Source organism: Arcicella lustrica (assembly GCF_034930985.1).
GTDB lineage: Bacteria > Bacteroidota > Bacteroidia > Cytophagales > Spirosomataceae > Arcicella > Arcicella lustrica.
Genome location: NZ_JAYGIM010000009.1, coordinates 57,233 through 76,119, shown reverse-complemented (window position 1 = coordinate 76,119; position 18,887 = coordinate 57,233). Strand labels below are relative to the sequence as shown.

15 protein-coding genes are annotated in these 18,887 nt (G+C 33.5%); 6 read left to right on the top strand and 9 right to left on the bottom strand.

What is annotated here, in order from left to right:
* Positions 1–49: 49 nt before the first annotated feature.
* The 4 genes from VB798_RS12480 to VB798_RS12465 all read right to left on the bottom strand — a co-directional run bounded on the left by VB798_RS12480 (position 50) and on the right by VB798_RS12465 (position 4,521).
* Complete coding sequence (locus tag VB798_RS12480; RefSeq protein ID WP_323258800.1) at positions 50–631, bottom strand: Rpn family recombination-promoting nuclease/putative transposase; 582 nt, start codon at positions 629–631, stop codon at positions 50–52.
* 76 nt (positions 632–707) lie between these two features.
* Positions 708–830, bottom strand: coding sequence for a PD-(D/E)XK nuclease family transposase (locus tag VB798_RS12475; RefSeq protein ID WP_323258799.1), 123 nt, complete (start codon positions 828–830; stop codon positions 708–710).
* Positions 831–1,374: 544 nt separating this feature from the next.
* On the bottom strand, positions 1,375–2,895 hold the full coding sequence (locus VB798_RS12470) for a DUF4394 domain-containing protein (RefSeq protein WP_323258798.1): 1,521 nt from the start codon (positions 2,893–2,895) through the stop codon (positions 1,375–1,377).
* 276 nt (positions 2,896–3,171) lie between these two features.
* Positions 3,172–4,521 (bottom strand): FAD-binding protein, encoded by a 1,350-nt coding sequence (locus VB798_RS12465; RefSeq protein ID WP_323258797.1) that lies wholly within the window; start codon positions 4,519–4,521, stop codon positions 3,172–3,174.
* Between the two features lie 162 nt (positions 4,522–4,683).
* Here VB798_RS12465 and yidD point away from each other — a divergent pair, with 162 nt between their 5' ends.
* The 4 genes from yidD to VB798_RS12445 all read left to right on the top strand — a co-directional run bounded on the left by yidD (position 4,684) and on the right by VB798_RS12445 (position 9,307).
* Positions 4,684–4,935 (top strand): membrane protein insertion efficiency factor YidD, encoded by a 252-nt coding sequence (gene yidD, locus VB798_RS12460; RefSeq protein WP_323258796.1) that lies wholly within the window; start codon positions 4,684–4,686, stop codon positions 4,933–4,935.
* A gap of 61 nt (positions 4,936–4,996) precedes the next feature.
* Positions 4,997–7,519, top strand: a complete 2,523-nt coding sequence (locus VB798_RS12455) for a M14 family metallopeptidase (protein ID WP_323258795.1) — start codon at positions 4,997–4,999, stop codon at positions 7,517–7,519.
* A gap of 134 nt (positions 7,520–7,653) precedes the next feature.
* Positions 7,654–8,433: a hypothetical protein gene (locus tag VB798_RS12450; protein ID WP_323258794.1), complete on the top strand. Its 780-nt coding sequence runs from the start codon at positions 7,654–7,656 to the stop codon at positions 8,431–8,433.
* Positions 8,434–8,692: 259 nt separating this feature from the next.
* Complete coding sequence (locus VB798_RS12445; protein WP_323258793.1) at positions 8,693–9,307, top strand: HPP family protein; 615 nt, start codon at positions 8,693–8,695, stop codon at positions 9,305–9,307.
* Between the two features lie 39 nt (positions 9,308–9,346).
* On the opposite strand, the gene VB798_RS12440 is transcribed toward VB798_RS12445, so the two are convergent.
* Together VB798_RS12440 and VB798_RS12435 are read right to left on the bottom strand one after the other, a co-directional pair.
* Positions 9,347–10,978, bottom strand: coding sequence for a M1 family metallopeptidase (locus VB798_RS12440; protein WP_323258792.1), 1,632 nt, complete (start codon positions 10,976–10,978; stop codon positions 9,347–9,349).
* Between the two features lie 228 nt (positions 10,979–11,206).
* A complete protein-coding gene (locus tag VB798_RS12435; RefSeq protein WP_323258791.1) occupies positions 11,207–12,145 on the bottom strand; it encodes a hydrogen peroxide-inducible genes activator in 939 nt (312 codons plus the stop codon).
* Between the two features lie 194 nt (positions 12,146–12,339).
* Here VB798_RS12435 and VB798_RS12430 point away from each other — a divergent pair, with 194 nt between their 5' ends.
* Together VB798_RS12430 and VB798_RS12425 are read left to right on the top strand one after the other, a co-directional pair.
* Entirely contained in the window at positions 12,340–12,882 is a 543-nt protein-coding gene (locus tag VB798_RS12430; protein WP_309922808.1) for a peroxiredoxin, read from the top strand.
* Between the two features lie 67 nt (positions 12,883–12,949).
* Positions 12,950–13,534 carry a carboxymuconolactone decarboxylase family protein gene (locus VB798_RS12425; protein ID WP_323258790.1) on the top strand — a complete coding sequence of 195 codons (585 nt, stop codon included), beginning with the start codon at positions 12,950–12,952 and terminating at the stop codon, positions 13,532–13,534.
* 56 nt (positions 13,535–13,590) lie between these two features.
* On the opposite strand, the gene VB798_RS12420 is transcribed toward VB798_RS12425, so the two are convergent.
* The 3 genes from VB798_RS12420 to VB798_RS12410 all read right to left on the bottom strand — a co-directional run bounded on the left by VB798_RS12420 (position 13,591) and on the right by VB798_RS12410 (position 18,864).
* Positions 13,591–14,631 carry a hypothetical protein gene (locus VB798_RS12420; RefSeq protein WP_323258789.1) on the bottom strand — a complete coding sequence of 347 codons (1,041 nt, stop codon included), beginning with the start codon at positions 14,629–14,631 and terminating at the stop codon, positions 13,591–13,593.
* A gap of 176 nt (positions 14,632–14,807) precedes the next feature.
* Positions 14,808–16,211, bottom strand: a complete 1,404-nt coding sequence (locus VB798_RS12415) for an MBOAT family O-acyltransferase (protein ID WP_323258788.1) — start codon at positions 16,209–16,211, stop codon at positions 14,808–14,810.
* A 1-nt stretch (position 16,212) separates the two neighbouring features.
* Complete coding sequence (locus VB798_RS12410; protein WP_323258787.1) at positions 16,213–18,864, bottom strand: hypothetical protein; 2,652 nt, start codon at positions 18,862–18,864, stop codon at positions 16,213–16,215.
* Positions 18,865–18,887 lie beyond the last annotated feature (23 nt).

Here is an 18,887-nt window from a genome sequence, read left to right as displayed (position 1 = left end):
AACTTTTTGAGAAACTGTGGCAACTTTTAAAAAGTTGTCACAGTATAAGCTATGCCAAACGCTTAATCTCCTCTTCTGAAAGACCAGTTACTTGAATAATCGTCTCCATCGGCATTCCCATAGCAAGCATATTTTGGGCAACTTCTATCTTCCCTTCTATTTTGCCTTCTAATTTTCCTTTCAATATTCCTTCTGTTTCGCCTTCTTCTCTCGCAGTATCTAATGAATTTTTTAAATCTCTGTAATATTTCAAACTATCTTCATAAGACAATATTTGAGCAGGCGTGAATTTGGCTATTTCTGCTGTTTCAAACACTTTCTCAAAGATTTGTTCTCTTAAACTATCAGGGATTCTATCCAATTTGTTCAGATTACTTATTACATAAAGCCACTTATCAAACCTTGTTTCTAACTGCTCTATTGTTTTCTTGAACTTTGGCATTTCTAAGTAAATGAAAGTCAACTTATCATAGAATATTTTATTGGTTTCTATGTCTTTTAACTTTACATCGTACCTAAACTTATCAGGTTCATTTTTATCGGCTTCAAATACAAAATCAAGAATTGCGATGGTATAAACAGCTTTTAATTCATAATTCCAATCTGCTCTTTTAGCTTGTTTACAAATCAAAAATTGCTTTTCTATCTAGTTCAGTCAAACCTAAATGTTCGGTTTTTAGGTAAGTTAGTTCCTTGATTTGTCCTTGTTATTCTTTTAATAATTCGTTCAGAAAATCCAATAACAAATCCTTGTTCAACTCTTCGCCAAACAATTTCTTAAAACCATAATCGGTAAAGGGATTGATATACTTCTCTACAAACTCTGCCATTTGTGTGTATTTTTAAACAAATATACAATTTTTGGAAAATTGATAGATTAATTTTTTATTCATTAAAGGTAAATCATATAAAAACTCAGTAACATTAACACTCCCGAAAATCAACAACTAATCAAAGACTAATCTCTCCAAAACTGAGTCAAGAGCCTTTTTCAAATTCAGTTTCAAACTGAATTAATAAAAATTTCAGGGGAATACTCTAGTCGGAGCAATTCATAGAACTCCCCCACCATTCCATCCCAAAGACAGGCAAATCCATCTAAAACATCCATCAACTCATCTCTGAGATAGGAAAACCTATCCTATTGATAGAACGAGCTATCTCTGAGATAGGTCAAGCTGTCTTTTTTGCGGTTTTTTGCGTGAAAAAGATAGGACATCCTATCTCAGAGATAGGTTGGCGCATCTTTTTCACGCAATTTCCCGTATAAATATGAAGAAAACCGCAAATAGATTTAGGCGGTTGTGAACAAAACAAAAAACCCAAGAAGAAATTTCTTCTTGGGTTTTAGCAAATAAGGAATTAAATCAACTATTAAAATCCCGTGCCCACTGTAAAAGCACGAACGGTATTGGGCAAATCAGCTAATTTCGTAGCAGCACCTGTTGTGATATTGATAGTATAAATCGCAGACTTCTCTCCTACTTTCAAGGCTGCATAAGCCATACCTCCTCGGCTACTAATGTCAAAACCTCCAACCGTTTCAACATTAATACCTAAAGCCCCAACTTCTACCAAAGTTCCATTATTTGGTGGATCTTGCTTGTATAATTTATCAGTCATGCTATCAATATTGAACAGAATTGTTGAGGTTGCTCCTGCAAAATTATTGGTATAAGCCGAAGCCGTAACCGAAGGCATTCCCGGATTCAAAGCACCATCTACGGCAGCAATAACACCTGTTTCAGGATGTAAACGTAGATTCTGACCAGTATTACTGATACAACGAATTCTATCAACGGTTGGATTAAAGTCAAAACCAAAAGAAGTACCTGTTAAAGTAGTAGCAAATGGTGCTGAACCGACCACTGCTGCCACACCCGACGAAGTATTCAATACATATAATCTACTAGAACTACCCAAAGCAAATAATTGACCCGTTGCAGGACGAAAATCTATGCCTAAAACGGTTTCACCCATTTGTAAACCAGTAATCGCTTTAGAAACTGGTGTGCCAATATTCAAGTAATTAAAGATTAATAAATTATTACTTTCATCAACCGCATAAGCAACTGGTGCCGTTGGAATCGCCAAACCATTGATGTTGCCAGCAGGTAAATTTCCTAATTTTGTTAATTTACCAGTCGTAATATCTACTTGATGCAATTCCCATTTTCCTGAAACCATCACCGCTGTCAGGGCAACATCACCAGCAGGATTAATATCAAAACCCGCCGAAGCAGTAATATCAATACCTAGATTTCCAACCTCTACTAAAGTTCCGTTGTTAGGTGGGTCTTGTTTGTATAGTTTATCCGATTTGGCATCAATATCATACAAAACAGTTGAGCTTGCTCCCGCAAAATTATTGGTATATGCAACCGATTCAATGACTGGACTTGCTCCGCCATTGATACTTCCATCAGTCGCTGCCACCGCACCCGTTTCTGGATGTAAACGTAAGTTTTGACCCGTGTTAGTTACTAATCTGATTCTATCAACCGTTGGATTAAAGTCCAAAGCAACGGCAGAACCATTCACAATTGGGTTTAAAGCAGTTGTGCCTATTACTCTAGCCACTCCAGTTTCTTGATTGATAACATAAATTCTATTCATCGCACTTACTCCATACAATTCGCCAGTAGCTGGTCTGAAATCGATGGATAATAAGGCATCGTTTGTCATCAAACCAGTGATGGTAGTCGTACTACTTGCCATTTCAGCGTTCATGGTATTGATTTTCATCAACTGTTTACCATCTGCTAGTACATAGAAAGTTTGGTCTGGTTTGATAACTGTTGGCATGGTTACTTCATCGTCTTTGCAAGAAGACAGTCCAAACCCTACAACAAAGGCGGAGGCTGTTAAAAACAGTTTAAGTTTATTTGTGTGCATATCGCTAATAGTTTTATGTGGAAATTTTAGCAGATATACGTGAGTAGTTCTCTTTTGGTTTTGTAGCGATGAAAGAAAATGAGAATAAAGTGTATTGAGGATTGAATAAGCATAAAAAACAAAACCCCAAAAGTAATCTTTTCGGGGTTGAATGGATTGGAAGCTTTTTTATTGGAACAAGCTTTTGAGATAATGGATTTTACTATTAGCTGGTGAATTAATTCACCAGCTAATAGTAAAATCAGGAAAGTTTAAACAGCTTTATCGTAAAATCACTTATGAAAAAATATTTTTCTTCAAGAATTCATTTTGGAATTTACCATCTGGGTCGTATTCTTTTACCAAAGTTTTAAAGTCATTCAGTTTTTCGATGCTACTATGCAAAACTGATGCTTCCATCGTAAAAAGTTTTGCCCAGTGCGGACGAGCATTAAATGGTGCTAAGGCTTCCTCAAAAAGCGGGAGAATACTCATGACCGTTTCTACTTCTTGTTTCCAAGTAGTGTGCAAAGCAACACAAGTTTTTTTATAACAAGGACTCATCCAAAAATCATCTGCTTGAATCGCACGGATTTCTGAAATAAAAATATGCGGACTAACTTTTTCATGCAGTTTTTCAATCGCCATCATAGCCTCGTAAGCGTGTTCGATAGGAACAAAGTATTCTGATTGCAATTCTTTACCAGCACTTGGTGTAAAGCCCATTTTAAAATGTGGCATCCTTTCATACCAAACACTCGGAATGCCTAATTGTTCGGTACAGTTTTCAGCAGAGATTTCTTCTATTGGGTGAAGATTTTGAGTGGCTAATTTCGCTCCAAATAATTCAGTTGGTATTTCAGTAGTATCACCTTCTTCCACTTTACTTTTCACCCAAACTTCGTTGATATTTTTATTTTTCCAATCAGTAAATAAACTAACGCTATAACCGCTAGACATGATGGTCTCAAAATTCTTTTCTAGGGCGCTCATAGGCAAATTTCGATAAACCACTTGCTTCATTTTGAAACTAGGTTGAAGTGCCAAAGTAATTTTAGTCACCACACCAAAAGCACCCAAACCAACAACAGCTCCATTGAATTTTTCGCCGTCTTTTTCTTTGGATAAATTTACCAGCTCACCAGCTGCATTGACAAATTCAAAAGCAACAACAGCAGTTGATAAATTTCCATTTTTCACACCAGAACCATGTGTAGCAGTAGCACAAGCACCCACCACAGAAATATGTGGTAAGGATGCTAAATTATGAAGTGCATAGCCGTTTTCTTCTAAATAAGGGGCTAATTCTCCGTATTTAATCCCTCCTTCTACCATTACAGTATTGGCTTTTTTATCAAGCGAAACTACTTTATTAAAATCTCTCAGTGAAATTTGATTTTCTTCACTATCAGCAATTGTATTGAATGAATGGCGAGAACCTAATGCTTTTAGGCTATCGCATTTCTTTACAATTTCTTGTACTTCTTCAACTGTTTTAGGATAATAAACGTTTTCAGCACTGTATTCTAAATTTTCTGCCCAGTTTTTCAAATTCGTTTTGGGTTTTGTTTGGCAAGCAACAAATCGTGAAAGTACGACGCCACCCACCAACATTGATGTTGTTTTTAAAAATGTTCTTTTTTTCATAGTAATAAGTTTTGATTTGTTTTGGATACTAAAGCAATTTAAAACTTATTTATAATTCTTCTTCATAAATTTAAGAAGTAATCAAATCAACATTTTAATGATTTTCAAATCGCTGATTATTATTTTAAATGAGCTTGTTACCTTTGAGAAAAGAATACAACAATGACCAATCTTCCCAGTAAAATTCTTATCATTTTAGTACGAGTATATCAAGGAATTATTTCGCCATATTTTCCGAATGCTTGTCGCTATACTCCTACTTGTTCGCAGTATATGATAGAAGCTATTCAGATTTGGGGATTTTGGAAAGGCTTTCGTTTAGGAATGAAACGTTTTGCTTCTTGCCATCCTTGGGGCGGTAGTGGTCATGACCCTGTACCACATAAATCTTGTTGCGAAAAAAAGGATATTTGATTTTTTAGGAAGCTTTTTCTTTCTATTTTTGGTTTGAATCCATTCATCAAACCTTAAAATCATGCTCAAAAATCTATTACTTCACGCATTTTTGCTGTTAAGTATCTGTGCATCAGCACAAAGTAAGCTACAATCTCCCGAAGAGTTCCTTAACTTCAAAAAAGGCGAACGTTTCCTTAGACATCACCAAGTAGTGAGTTATTACGAATATGTGGCTCGTCAGAATCCAAACCAAGTAAAATTAATTCAATACGGTTCAACCAATGAAGGGCGCCCGTTGATGATTGCCATCTTGGCTTCGCCAGAAAATTTTGCTCAATTAGAGGAAATCAGAACGAATAATTTAAAATCAATTGGTTTATTAGAAGGAAAACCTACTAAAAAACAACCTGCTATTGCTTGGTTGAGTTACAATGTTCACGGAAATGAATCTTGCGGAACAAGTACTTCTCCATTTACTTTATATGAATTAATGAATGCTTCTAACGAGCGTTCAAAAGCTATTTTGGCGAATACGGTTGTGATACTTGACCCAAGTATTAATCCAGATGGATATGACCGTTATGTAAACTTTTATAATCAAAAAGTGGGTGCGGTTTATAATCCCAATCCTGCTGCAATTGAACACAGCGAACCTTGGCCAGGTGGACGTTTCAACCATTATTTATTTGATTTGAACCGTGACTGGGCTTGGCAAACACAAAAAGAATCACAAGAAAGATTAGCGATGTATCGTCAATGGATGCCTCATCTTCATGCAGATTTTCATGAGCAAGGTGTAGAAAATCCATATTACTTCGCTCCTTCTGCTAAACCATATCATGAAGATATTACTGGCTGGCAAAGAGAATTCCAGAAAATTCTTGGCGATTACAACAAACGTGATTTCGATAAAAATGGTTGGTTATATTTCTCTAAAGAACGTTTTGATTTACTTTATCCTTCTTATGGCGATACTTATCCGACTTACAACGGTGCTTTCGGTATGACATACGAGCAAGGCGGTGGCGGAAGAGGTGGTTTAGGAATCACTAAAAGAGATGGCGATACACTTACGCTAAAACAAAGAATTGACCACCATTTCAGTACTTCATTTGCTTGTTTGGAAGCTGTTTCTGCCAATGCAGATAAAGCAGTAACAGAATTTATTAAGTTCTTTGAAAATGCGCAGAAAAGTCCAGTTGGACAATACAAATCGTTCGTTTTCAAAACAAAAGGCAATGAAAGTAGAACCCGTGAATTTTTAAATTTCCTTGACCGTGAAAATTTCCAATATGGTATTGCAGGAAAAGGCTTAGTAGCCGCAGGTTATAGTTATCAAGATGATAAAAATGTAGGTTTTAGCATCGACCCAGACGATATTGTGATTAACCTTTTCCAACCACGTTCTACTTTCTTGAAGATTTTGCTAGAACCTAAAACGATGGTAGAAGATTCTGTGACGTATGATATTACTTCATGGTCGTTACCTTATGCTTATGGTTTAAGTGCTTTTGCGGTAAAAGATAAAATCACGCCAGCACCAAAACCACAGTTTACTCCAGCCTCTGCTAAAGTTGAAAAACCTTATGCTTATTTGGTAAAATGGCAAGCTTTCAGTGAATTGAAATTATTGGCTTCATTACTGAAAAAAGGCATTAAAGTACGTTCAGCAGCTAAAGCTTTCGAAATTGAAAATCAAACTTACAATGAAGGTACACTTGTAATTACTCGTTCAGGCAATGAGCGTTTAGGCGATTCATTTGATAAAATTGTACGTGCAGAAGCAGAAAGACTACAAGTAAATCTTTATTCCGTTTCAACGGGTATGTCAACCAAAGGTTCTGATTTTGGTTCAGACAATGTAGCTTATTTAGATGCTCCGAAAGTAGCAATTGTTTCAGGCGATGGTGTTTCTCCAACTTCTTTTGGCGGTACTTGGCATTTCTTTGATAAGCAAATTGAATATCCTACTACCATCATTGGCGAGAATACTTTAGGAACAGTTGATTTATCAAAATTTGATGTATTGATTTTAGTAGATGGCAGATACAATAAAATTTTAGATGATAAAACCCTTGCAAAAGTAAAAGACTGGGTTCGTGCTGGTGGTAAATTAATAGCAGTTCAAGGTGCTTTAAATGCTTTGGCTGGCAAAGATGGATTTGAATTAAAGCATAAAGAAGAAGACAAGAAAAAAGATAAAGAAAAGGAAAATGAAGCGCCTAAATTAAAAGTTTATGCCAATGCTGAAAGAGAATCAGTTTCAGAAGAAACACCTGGAAGTATTTACAAACTTTCGATGGATAATACGCATCCTTTAGCTTTTGGATATGATAAAACATATTATAGTTTGGTGCTTGAAACGACAGACTTCCAATACCTTGCTGATGGCTGGAATGTTGGCGTAACCAAAACCAAAGATTTAGTAGCGGGTTATGCTGGTGCAAAAGCACAAGATAAACTTAAAAACTCATTGATTTTTGGAACACAAGATTTAGGTCGTGGGCAAATCGTTTACTTAGCAAATGACCCAATTTTCAGAGGTTTCTGGCAAAATGGTAAATTGTTATTTGGAAATGCAGTGTTTGTAGTAGGAAATTAAAATCTGTTAGATTATTTATCAAAAGAGCCTTTATTCTTCACGAATAAAGGCTCTTTTGGTTTGTCCAAAACTATCATAGATAAATGTATCTTTACCAAAGTACAAAAATTGTATTAAACTTTAAATAGATAAATATGAAAACAATCAATATGGAAGAATTAAAGAAACACATTAGTGATTTTATTGCTAGAAGAGAAAAAATAAAGAAAATCTCTCCAACCATAAAAAGTGATAATCTCCTAAAAAAACATTCTGTTGAACTCAGCCATGTTAAAACTTTTCTTTCTCTTCTTAATGAGAAAGAATTCGGTAATCAATATTCATTAATTTGTCAAAGGGAAAGCCCCGATTTCATAATATCTTGTGGAAATTATTTCATTGGACTTGAACATGAGAGACTTATGAATAGTGGTAAAGAAATCGAAGAATCTATTCAATCGTTATTGGATAAAGCTGCCCAACATTTTATTTCAAAACATCCAGATTTGAAATACATAGTTAATTTCCAATTTGTCAATAACAGTCTTAATTTTACTAAGTCAGAACAACCAAAAAAAATTGAAGAAATTTCTAATTATATTTTCAACTATATTAGTAAAGAAACATTAGATTTTAAGCCTACTTATATTCAAGATATTAGATATGAGATATTTAATGAAACCTCATTCCACTACAGTCCCAGTTACTACATTGAAACACTAGAAAAATCCAAGTTGGAAGAAGCAATTCGTAGGAAAATAACTAAAGTAACTGATTATAAAAAGAAGTCAAAATGTGAAATACAGTGGTTGTTAATCGTGATTGGTGATAAATTAGAATATGACGGCTCTCTCTACGAAATTAATATAGATCCAAGTTTCGATAAAGTTTTCTTAATGGAATATCACAGCTTTAAACTATGGCAAATTTTGTAGTCAGTTATGTATTTGCTTCTAAATATCAAACCCAATCATTATAGTCAGGAGAGTTTAGTGTAAACAAAAATAGTTTTTAAAAGCTGACAGAGACCAATTCAACTAATCAATATTTAAACATACTTTATTCTGTGTAACATTAAGTACAAATACTCACAAATATTAAATTTTGTACTAATTTTGAATCAATTAAAGAAACAAAACTCATAAGACAATTAACTAAATCAGCTTTCTTAGGCTAAAAATTAAGAGCAGACGAATGGTTAGACAAAAATTAAAACGAAATTTAAGAATTTCAAGGTACATTATTTACAGAGAAACCTTAGTAGATTACCAAGAAAACTTTTGGTCATTTCTTGGTGCTTTTCTCGGAATTGGTCTCATTTCATTCTTACAAACTTTTCAACTAACAGCTCACGACAACATCTTTCTAATTGGTTCTTTTGGTGCATCTAGTGTATTAATTTTTGGAGCAATTCAAAGTCCATTGGCACAACCAAGAAACCTTATCGGCGGACCTTTTATTTCTGCAATTATTGGTGTTACGATTAATCAATTACTACCTAACATCCTTTGGTTAACAGCCCCTTTGGCAGTTTCATTATCAATTGTTTTGATGCAAGTAACCAAAACCTTACATCCTCCCGGCGGTGCAACAGCTTTACTTGCTGTAATTGGTTCAGAACAAATTAAAAGCTTGGGCTATTTTTATGTTCTAACTCCTGTTCTCAGTGGCTCATTAATACTCTTTGTAGTTGCTATTATTTTTAATAATATGACACCAAACAGAAAGTATCCTACTGACGAAAGGTTTACCAATTCTTTAAAAAGAATGTTTATTAAAAAGGTTAGAAAGCAGAAAAGTTTTGAGTAAATAAAAATCCCGCCCAAGAAATTGGACGGGATTTTTATTTTAATCTTTTTTCACATTTACATAAAAGTTTTCATCAATCTTTAGTTCTGTGACACCTTTAAGGCTTTTCCATTCTGTACTTGGTTGAATGAATTGATATTTCCCTTTGGCATTTTCAATCTTTATTGGCATACTGAAACCATCGATACAGGTCGTCCAACGATAAGTAATTCCTCCATTTTCTACTTTATATTCTAATGTAGGAATTTTAGTATTTCTGAGATATTGGTCGAATACTTTACTTAAATTAATTCCTGCTTTTTTGCTGATGTAATTCTCTATTTGTTTCGTATCAACGGTTTGATGATAAAAAACCTTATTGAGTCCGACTAAAATTTGTCTCCATTTTTCATCATTATCAATAATCTGACGAATAGTATGTAACATATTTCCACCTTTGTAATACATATCTCCAGAACCACTTTCATTCACTTCATAATCACCAATAATTGGTTCTTGATTGCCAATAAGTTTTCTACAACCTCTCACATAAGCTGCTCCTGCTTCTTTTCCAAAATGATACTCCGTAAAAAGACTTTCAGAATAATTGGTGAAACTTTCATGAATCCACATATCGGCAATGTCTTTGTCGGTAATATTATTAGCAAACCACTCATGACCTGACTCATGAACAATAATAAAATCCCATTTCAAACCCCAACCTGTTCCGGATAAATCTCTTCCTAAATAACCATTGGCAAATTTGTTGCCATAAGTAACAGAGCTTTGATGTTCCATTCCCAAATACGATACTTGTACTAACTTATAACCATCTTCATAAAATGGATAAGGACCAAACCAATGTTCGAAGGCTTTCAACATCATTGGTACTTGTTTGAACTGCACTTTAGCCTTTTCTAAATCCTCTGGCAACACATAATAATTGCAATCTAAATCGCCTTTTAAACCTTTATACTTTTCTGAAAAATGTACATAATTACCAATGTTAATATTAACGCCATAATTATTGATTGGATTTGAAACAAACCAATCGAAAGTACGAGTATCATCTGGATTATCAATTACTCTCAATAATCTGCCGTTTGAAATATCTTGCAATTTTTTAGGAACAGTAATCGAAATGAGCATACTGTCGGCTTCATCGTACATGTGGTCTTTACAAGGCCACCAAACACTTGCTCCCAAACCTTGGCAAGAAGTAGTGATAAACCAATTCCCTTCTGAATCTTTTTTCCAAGAAAAACCTCCATCCCAAGGCGGGCGACGGGCGATTCTTGGCTTTCCTTCATAAAATACTTTGATAGACTCTGTTTTGCCTACTACTTGTTTCTTTTGTAACTCAACAAAAAAAGCATTGCCATCTCTTTTATAATTTAACGATTGTCCATCTTGCTCAACTTTCGTGATTTGCATAGGATTTTGCAAGTCAATTTGTATTGTTTGGGCTGGCTTCAATACTTTATAAGTAATCAAATTATTACCAGAAATAGTGCTATCATTCGGTTGAATTTTAACGCTAAGATGATAATACTGTAGATTCCACCAAGCTCTTTCTGGTGTAATACTTCCACGAAGTGTGTCTTGACGAGTGTAAGCTTTTTTAGGTTGGAATAGCTGTGATACTCCAAAAAAACTTTGGATACACAAGCATAATGTGATGATAAATTTCATTGTTTTTAGTTTATTGATTTTTTTGAGACTTTAGGATTTTGAGACTAAAGGACTTTAAGATTAAAGGATTTCTAGATTGATAGTTTACACGATTAATTCATAGAGATTTAAAACTAAAAGTAGCAAATTAATGACCAAAGTATCATGATTTGTGAAATTCAAATAAGTACCTTACTACTTAAAAGTAATCTTAAAGTCCTCAAATCCTAAAGTCTTTGAGTCGTAAATCTAAGCAACTTCAATTATATTTCTTTTCTTTTCAACTGTTAATTCTTTAGGAATTGCTTCAAGGATACTTTCTTTTAACGCTTTTAAAATACCCATTTTTGCAAAATTTTTGTGAGCGACTAAACTTACTTCTCTCACAGGAGCTGGCGATTTAAAATGACGAATTAAGTTTAATCTATCTTCGTCAAAATCCATCGTGGCTAATTCAGGTAAAATCGTAATCCCTTGGTTTCTTTCAACCATTTTTCGAAGTGTTTCTAAACTTCCAGCCTGATATTCAAATTGATTTCTCCCAATAGATTTTCGTTTTAATTCACAAAGATTCTCAATTTGCGAGCGCAAACAATGCCCTTCTTCTAAAAGCCATAATTCTTTAGGATTAATGTCTTCTGAAAGTGCATATTTTTTCTGATAAATCGCATTTTCTTTAGAGACATACAACACTAATTCTTCATAAAAAATAGGATATTCCACAATATTGGGTTGTTGAAGTGGCGTAGCAATCAAGCCCAAATCAAAATCATCATTTTTTAAACCATGAACAATTCTATCTGTCGTTAACTCCTTAATTTTCAGCTCAACATTTGGATATTTTTCGAGAAAGCTAGCCAGAAAAAGTGGTAATAAATACGGTGCAATCGTAGGAATAACGCCCAAACGAACTTCACCAGTTACATCATGTTTCCCTGAATTTACGGCATCTTTAATTTTATAAAATTCAGCAATAGTAATGCGTGCCTGTTGAATAATTTCTAAACCAATTTGAGTGGTTACTACTGGCTGGCGACTTCTATCAAAGATTTTTACGCCAAGTTCATCCTCTAGTTTTTGGATTTGCATACTCAAAGTAGGTTGAGTCACAAAACAACTGTCCGCTGCTTGTACAAAGTTTCTATGATTTTCAACGGCAATTACATATTCTAATTGGGTAATAGTCATGTTTTTAAAAGAAGTTATAAAGAATCTCTATGTAAATATCAATATTATCAATTTGTTTACAAAGAGATTAGTGAGCAACTTTGTAAAAGAAAAATAAATATTACTTTTCAAATACAGTAATACTTAATTTCATTCAAAAAGAAATAAAAATTGTACAATTTCAATATTTAATTTAAACAGAAAACAACAAAATCATGTTATCATTAGGTTCAACATTTCCAAAATTCCAAAAAACAGCAGTAGTATCTCTTGAAAAAGGCAAAGAATTTTATGATATTACTTCTGAAGACCACAAAAATGCTGACAAATGGTTAGTAATGTTCTGGTGGCCAAAAGATTTTACTTTTGTTTGTCCTACAGAAATTGCTGCTTTCAATGCAAAATATGATGATTTCTCTGACCGTGATGCTATCTTAATCGGTGCTTCTACTGACTCTGAATTTGTTCACTTAGCTTGGAGAAACAATCACGATGATCTTCGTGGATTAAAATTCCCAATGTTAGCTGATACTTCTAAATCTTTAGCTGAAGAATTGGGTATTTTAGAAGCAAACGAAAAAATCGCTTACCGTGTTACTTATATTGTTGACCCACAAGGAATTATCCGTTGGGTATGTGCTAACGATTTATCAGTTGGTCGTAACGTTGACGAAGTATTAAGAGTTTTGGATGCACTTCAAACAGACGAACTTTGTCCTTGTAACTGGAAACAAGGCGAAGAAACTTTATCAGTTTAATTTCCTGATTAAGAGGCTTTATTGATTAAATAAAGCCTCTTAATTTTCATCTCCCCAAATAAAAATCATGTTCGGAACAGTTAGTGAAACTAAAAATAATTTGTTGGCAGAAGTAAATCTTCCTTCAACATTTGAAAGTCTATTCCTTGATCGCTTAAATGCAGCCGACCACCGTTATATCAAAGATCTTAAAATCAATGTTTCTAATGCTTTGAAAGCGCAAACTTTGAAAGAAAAAGAAGCAATCTTGTTAGCTTTATCTGTAGCTATCAACGAGAAATCAAGTACTTTGGTTAGCGCATTGGAAGAGCTTGCAAAAAGTAAAGGTGCTGAAGAAAAAGAACTGTTAGAAGTTGCTTCTTGTGTGTCTTTGATGAATGCAAACAATGTATTGTACCGTTTCCGCCATTTTATGGATAAGGAATCTTATAACAATATTCCTGCGGGCGTTAGGATGTCAATCATGATGAATCCTGTGCTTGGCAAAGAATTCTTTGAATTATTGAGCTTAGTCATTTCAGCGATTAATGGTTGTGAAATGTGTGTTACTTCACACGAAGCCTCAGTAAAATCACATGGTGCTAGCGAACAGCGTATATTTGATGCCGTTCGATTAGGAGCCGTTATCAAGAGCTTTATTACTTTATTGTAATCGCTATAACCACTTTATATAACCGCTAAATGGGAGTCAGACGAAAGTTTGACTCTTTATTTTTTCTGACTATTTTTAGCGATAATCTGCTGATTAATAATATTTAACCAAACATTTCTTCCAGTACAATTCCAATGTGTATCGCTTTTTAAGTAATACTTTTCTGGTGTCTTCTTGAAAATATCATAAGTATCAATTATCGGCACTTCTAAGGCTGGATGAGTTTGAATTCGCTCAATTAAATGATTATATTTTCCTAAATCTGGCGATTGTACACTTACTTTATTCGGAATAATTGACAGGTAAACTTCATCAAAGCCTGCTTTTAAATACTTTTCTCTACTCCTATTTGCATGAGTAACAAAAGTATCAATCAGTGCATCGGTAACTGGGAAAAAAGCTGAACGTCCATGCGTGCTGTCGGCTTCCTCCATGTAATATAAATGCTTTTTATCTTTTGAAAGAATCACTTTTGGCTCAATTCTATCAAATAAAATTAAATTCATTTTCGCTTTTAATTCTCTAAACCATAGAAAAAAATCGTAATTGAAAAGCGTATGTTCTAGTCGTTCTTCTGTTCCGGGTGGAAATAATACTGGACTGATTTTTTCCCATCCTTGAACAATCTTTTTACGAAAAGTAAGGTTTGGGTTTTCTGTATTAATTACTGGTTTTTCAATGCTAAAATTATCCACATCTTCAGAAAGGTGTTCTTTGGCTGCTCTTTCTACCGATTCTAAAATCAGAATATTCCTTTTTGTACCATCTAATTGAATATAGGCATCGTTTGCCCAGTGTGTATAAAGATATTTACTGGCATTAAAATCGGTTTTATTGACTCTCGCCTCTTCTGCAAAACTATCCCCAATGATGTACAAATTGACATTAGAAGTATCATTCTTTAACGATTTTACTTCTTCATAACAAGCGGTAGTACTCTCTTTAAACTGAGGTAAATATGAAAGGCGGTACAAATCTCCAAAACGATAATCGTCAGGAAATAATTTGGAATTGAAGTAAATAACAGGAAAGTAAGCTTGCAACCATAAGAAAATGGCAAGAAGTAAAACTGTATATTTTAATGCACTTTTTAACATAAAACTATGTGATGTCGGATTTAGGATTTCTGATTTTGGTCTTAAACATTTGGAGATATTCAGTCCAAATTATTGGTTTTTGGATGTCAGATTTTAGTTTTATTTCTTATATCATCAGAAGTCTGAAATCCAAAATCAGACATCCGAAAGCTGAAATCCGATTTCTGAAAGCCTATTTAAAATTGAAAATAGATAAAATTATTTGTGTTGAATACTCCAAAGAAATACACTAAAATCATTACCAAAGAGATTAAACTGTAAAATCTAACATTACTTTCGGTATTGATATAAAAACATTTTAATTCTTTCCAAAGTAATAATCCTATCAATCCCAATGAAAATAGTATTTCGATATTATTCAGTGGTGATTCTAGCGAATCGTTGATTGAAAAGAATGATATTTTTCTTAAAATCAACAAAGCATCTCTGGTATCTTTCGCTCTGAAAAATACCCAAGCCAACATCACTAAAATAAAAGTTGAAATAAGATTAATCGCTTTTCCTAAAGTATTGTCGGGTAAAGTCAATTTTGGAAAATACTTATTTCTAGCGGCAGCAACAATCAAGTAAAAACCATGCAATGAACCCCAAATTACGAACGTCCACTGAGCGCCATGCCACAAACCACTGACCATGAAAACGATAAATTGGTTAAAATATCTTCGCCATTCTGATACTCTATTTCCACCCAAAGGAATGTACAAATAGTCACGAAACCACGTAGAAAGTGAAATGTGCCATCTACGCCAAAATTCAGAAATTGATTTTGAAAAATAAGGACTTTTAAAATTTTCCATCAATTCAAAACCCATTACTCTAGCCGAACCTAAAGCGATTTCTGAATAACCAGAAAAGTCACAGTAAATCTGAAAAGTATAGAAAAAAGTAGCCACTAAAAGCGACAATCCGTTTTTTTCGGAAGGATTATTATAAGCCGAATCGACAACCATCGCCAATCTATCAGCAATCACTACTTTCTTAAATAAACCCCAGGCCATCATCATCAATCCACTTTTGGCTTTCTCCCAATTGAATTGATGTTTTTCATAAAATTGATGAATAACATTTTGTGGTCTTTCGATAGGTCCAGCAACCAATTGCGGGTAAAACATCACATAAAGTGCATAAATCCCAAAATGGCGTTCTGCTTTTTGATTTCCACGATATACTTCAATAGTATAACTCATCGCCTGAAAAGTATGGAAAGAAAGCCCAATTGGTAGTAAAATCTTGAGGTATGGAGCTGGGTTTCTAACATCAATCAGATGCAAAAGATGAGAGATATTGGTATTGAAGAAGTTATAATATTTGAAAATCCCAAGAATACCAATATTTGATATTAAACTAACTATCAACAATAATTTTCTGTTCGAACCTTTTGATTGTTCTATATAAATTCCAGCAAAATAATCAATGACAATCGTAAAAAACAGTATTAAAATATAGATTGGCATAAAAACCATGTAGAAATAGCAACTTGCAAAAAGTAATAATCGCCAGCGACCATTCCAACCCAAAGACCAATAGCCAAGCGTAACAATGATAAAGAAGATTAAAAAATGAATAGAATTAAAAAGCATATTAACGAAGTTTCACCGACCAATTTTCTAAAGCAGCAGGCGTTGTGATGTCAATGATTAATTTTTGATACGATTCTGAATAAGTAAGCACTGGATGATAGGTTGAAATTATTGGCATTCCGCCAACATAACTTCCATTTTCATCGAAAAAGCGATAAGTAGTATAACTGTTCGTCAAAGCAAAATACTTACCCCCAACTCCCAAATTATAATATTTCAAACGTTTTACGCCAAATGTTTCCTCTTTAATCGTAAACATTTCTCTTTCTGATTTATCAATTACTGTCACATCCTTGCCATCACTTCGCATAATTACCCAATCAGTATTGCGTTGGTCGGCACAAAGGAAAAATTTGCTTTCAAAATTTGGACGTAATAATTGTTTCTTTTCAACGATTTTACCTGATAAGTTCACAGAAAATAATTCACCATTTTCACTAAGTAATTTGATATGAATTCTTTCATTTGAACCTTCCAATAAAGCAGGGTCATTAAAAGTACGATTTAGTGTAATCGGGAAACCATTTGCCACATTTCCACTCGCATCTTGTAAAGTCAGTTTTCCCTTTTTATTTAGCAAAATTGCATATTCAACTCCTTTGATGATGACAGTTGTAATCGGTAAAATGTGTGGAGCACCATTTTTTGGCTTAAAATGTACACTTAAAGTTAGCGACGTTTTATCAATTTTGAAGGAAGCTGAATTAGAAGAAAAAAGTGTCAGATTTTGCTTTTTATCATTCTCAGCATCAAAAATAATAAAATCATGAATGGCTAATCCCGTGTTATTTGGAATCGTTTTCACCTCAAATCCTTGAGTATTCTTGCTAAGAATATAAACTTTATTGGCACTTGCTATCAACAATTGTTGCTGATTATTTGGTAAAATTTTAACATTTTTAATCTCACCCACAATTCTTCCCGATAATTGATACGACCAAACTTTTTTACCAGCTTTCACATAGTGAATTTGATTATCAGTTCCTTGGACAAAAGTTTCTTGTTTTTTGGTTGAAGGATTGGTAAAGTAAAAAGGTTTTGAAGAAGAATCAACCTGAATACTTACCAGTTTTATCCATTTATTTGAATACTTCTTTGAAGATTCTACCAAAGAGATATTCTTAAACAACCTAAGTTCAGTTTTGCCTTGAAGTATTTCAAAAATACTTAATGTAATACGGTTCAACTGGCTTTCATTCTCCGTAAATTTATTTGCCCAAGCATTCACTAAAGATTTTTTAAAGCCTAATAAAGCACGATTCGTTTCTGAAATTAAGGCTAAATTTGAAGCTTTAGCCTTTTTAGCCAATGCTTGATTTTTGGCAGAATTACTCCAAACATCTCCTTTACTTATTGCCAATAAATAGCTTTGCATTGCCGACAAACTATTTGTGATGATTAAATAGTTTTTATATTCAGTAAAATAACATTCTTCAAATCCAGCAAAATATTCGCCAAAAAGCATCGTCGGAAATTCTCTAATTCCTAAAGATTTAATAGTATAACCGCCATATTCAACACTTACAACATTGGCATTTTTTTCTTTAGAAACTTCCATAGAAGTCTTTTTTAAAATATCGAAGAGTAATTTATTTCTTAAAATTAATGCTTTGCCGTTGAAAGTTTCATCGCCTTCGTCAAAACCTGTTAAAAGAATTTCGCCTTCAAGATTTTGATAAATATCACTAAAATTCAACTTGAAAGCAGCTTTTACTGTATTTCTTAAAACATTTAACTCCTTATTTTTAGAGAAATATTGTTGGAGACTTTCTTCAAGTTTGGCAGTATTATCAAAAGGAATGTGCAGTAAAAAAGAAGAAGTATTAGGAATCATACTTAAATTTTCCAGCTTTTTGGGACTTTGTCCTTCAAAAATATGGGCATCTTTCAGCAAGCCAAACGCCTTAACAACAGATTCATCTGCCTGAAAACCCGTAAAATTATCGGAGAGTAAATTGACAAACTGCTTGGCAATTTTACTTTTATCAACTGAAATTTTATTGATAAATCTAGCAATCGCTTGTTTGTTGAAATGAGTTGCAGTGATTGTTGAATCAGTTTGCGGAGTAAGTGTAGCTGAAATTTCATTAATCCATGAATTTTCACTCGGTAAAATTGCCTCTTCTATTAAAATACTTGAAGAGCTAAAAATGATAATATCGTTCTGAATAAAAAAAGACAAAATCGATTTGGTAGAATTATCTATTACTTCAGCAATTCTTTGTCCACGAGTGGTATGATAGATTATTCTGCTACCAGAAATATTTTCTTGAAGTCTTTTGATTTTACTCACCAAAGCAGAATCATTTTGATTGAGTGGTAGATAAGTAATGTAATTTAAATCTTCTTTTGCTTCGGGTAATAAGGCGAAATATAAGGTTTTATCTTTAATTAAATCTTGAATCTCTTCTTTGGAAAGTCCAATTTTTTGCAATAAATAAAATTGATTTTTAACTCTAGAAAGTAAAGGAATCTGAGCAAAAACATGAGATTCTGTGTTATCCCTCATCTCATTTGTTTCCAATAATAACAAAGTATTATCAGGAACAAAACGTTTTAATGTACTTAGATAAGGGTTTTTCTTTTGAAAAAAAAGATAAGTAGCTATTCCTAAAATGGCTATTGCAAGGAAAAGTATTGCCTTATTTTTCATAGTTTTAACATTTTTATGGACAA

Bases quoted from the DNA above. Each gene is read 5' to 3' on its own strand.
- VB798_RS12475 (WP_323258799.1), bottom strand. From the start codon at position 830: ATGGCAGAGTTTGTAGAGAAGTATATCAATCCCTTTACCGATTATGGT.
- VB798_RS12470 (WP_323258798.1), bottom strand. From the start codon at position 2,895: ATGCACACAAATAAACTTAAACTGTTTTTAACAGCCTCCGCCTTTGTT.
- VB798_RS12465 (WP_323258797.1), bottom strand. From the start codon at position 4,521: ATGAAAAAAAGAACATTTTTAAAAACAACATCAATGTTGGTGGGTGGC.
- yidD (WP_323258796.1), top strand. From the start codon at position 4,684: ATGACCAATCTTCCCAGTAAAATTCTTATCATTTTAGTACGAGTATAT.
- VB798_RS12455 (WP_323258795.1), top strand. From the start codon at position 4,997: ATGCTCAAAAATCTATTACTTCACGCATTTTTGCTGTTAAGTATCTGT.
- VB798_RS12450 (WP_323258794.1), top strand. From the start codon at position 7,654: ATGAAAACAATCAATATGGAAGAATTAAAGAAACACATTAGTGATTTT.
- VB798_RS12445 (WP_323258793.1), top strand. From the start codon at position 8,693: ATGGTTAGACAAAAATTAAAACGAAATTTAAGAATTTCAAGGTACATT.
- VB798_RS12440 (WP_323258792.1), bottom strand. From the start codon at position 10,978: ATGAAATTTATCATCACATTATGCTTGTGTATCCAAAGTTTTTTTGGA.
- VB798_RS12435 (WP_323258791.1), bottom strand. From the start codon at position 12,145: ATGACTATTACCCAATTAGAATATGTAATTGCCGTTGAAAATCATAGA.
- VB798_RS12430 (WP_309922808.1), top strand. From the start codon at position 12,340: ATGTTATCATTAGGTTCAACATTTCCAAAATTCCAAAAAACAGCAGTA.
- VB798_RS12425 (WP_323258790.1), top strand. From the start codon at position 12,950: ATGTTCGGAACAGTTAGTGAAACTAAAAATAATTTGTTGGCAGAAGTA.
- VB798_RS12420 (WP_323258789.1), bottom strand. From the start codon at position 14,631: ATGTTAAAAAGTGCATTAAAATATACAGTTTTACTTCTTGCCATTTTC.
- VB798_RS12415 (WP_323258788.1), bottom strand. From the start codon at position 16,211: ATGCTTTTTAATTCTATTCATTTTTTAATCTTCTTTATCATTGTTACG.
- VB798_RS12410 (WP_323258787.1), bottom strand. From the start codon at position 18,864: ATGAAAAATAAGGCAATACTTTTCCTTGCAATAGCCATTTTAGGAATA.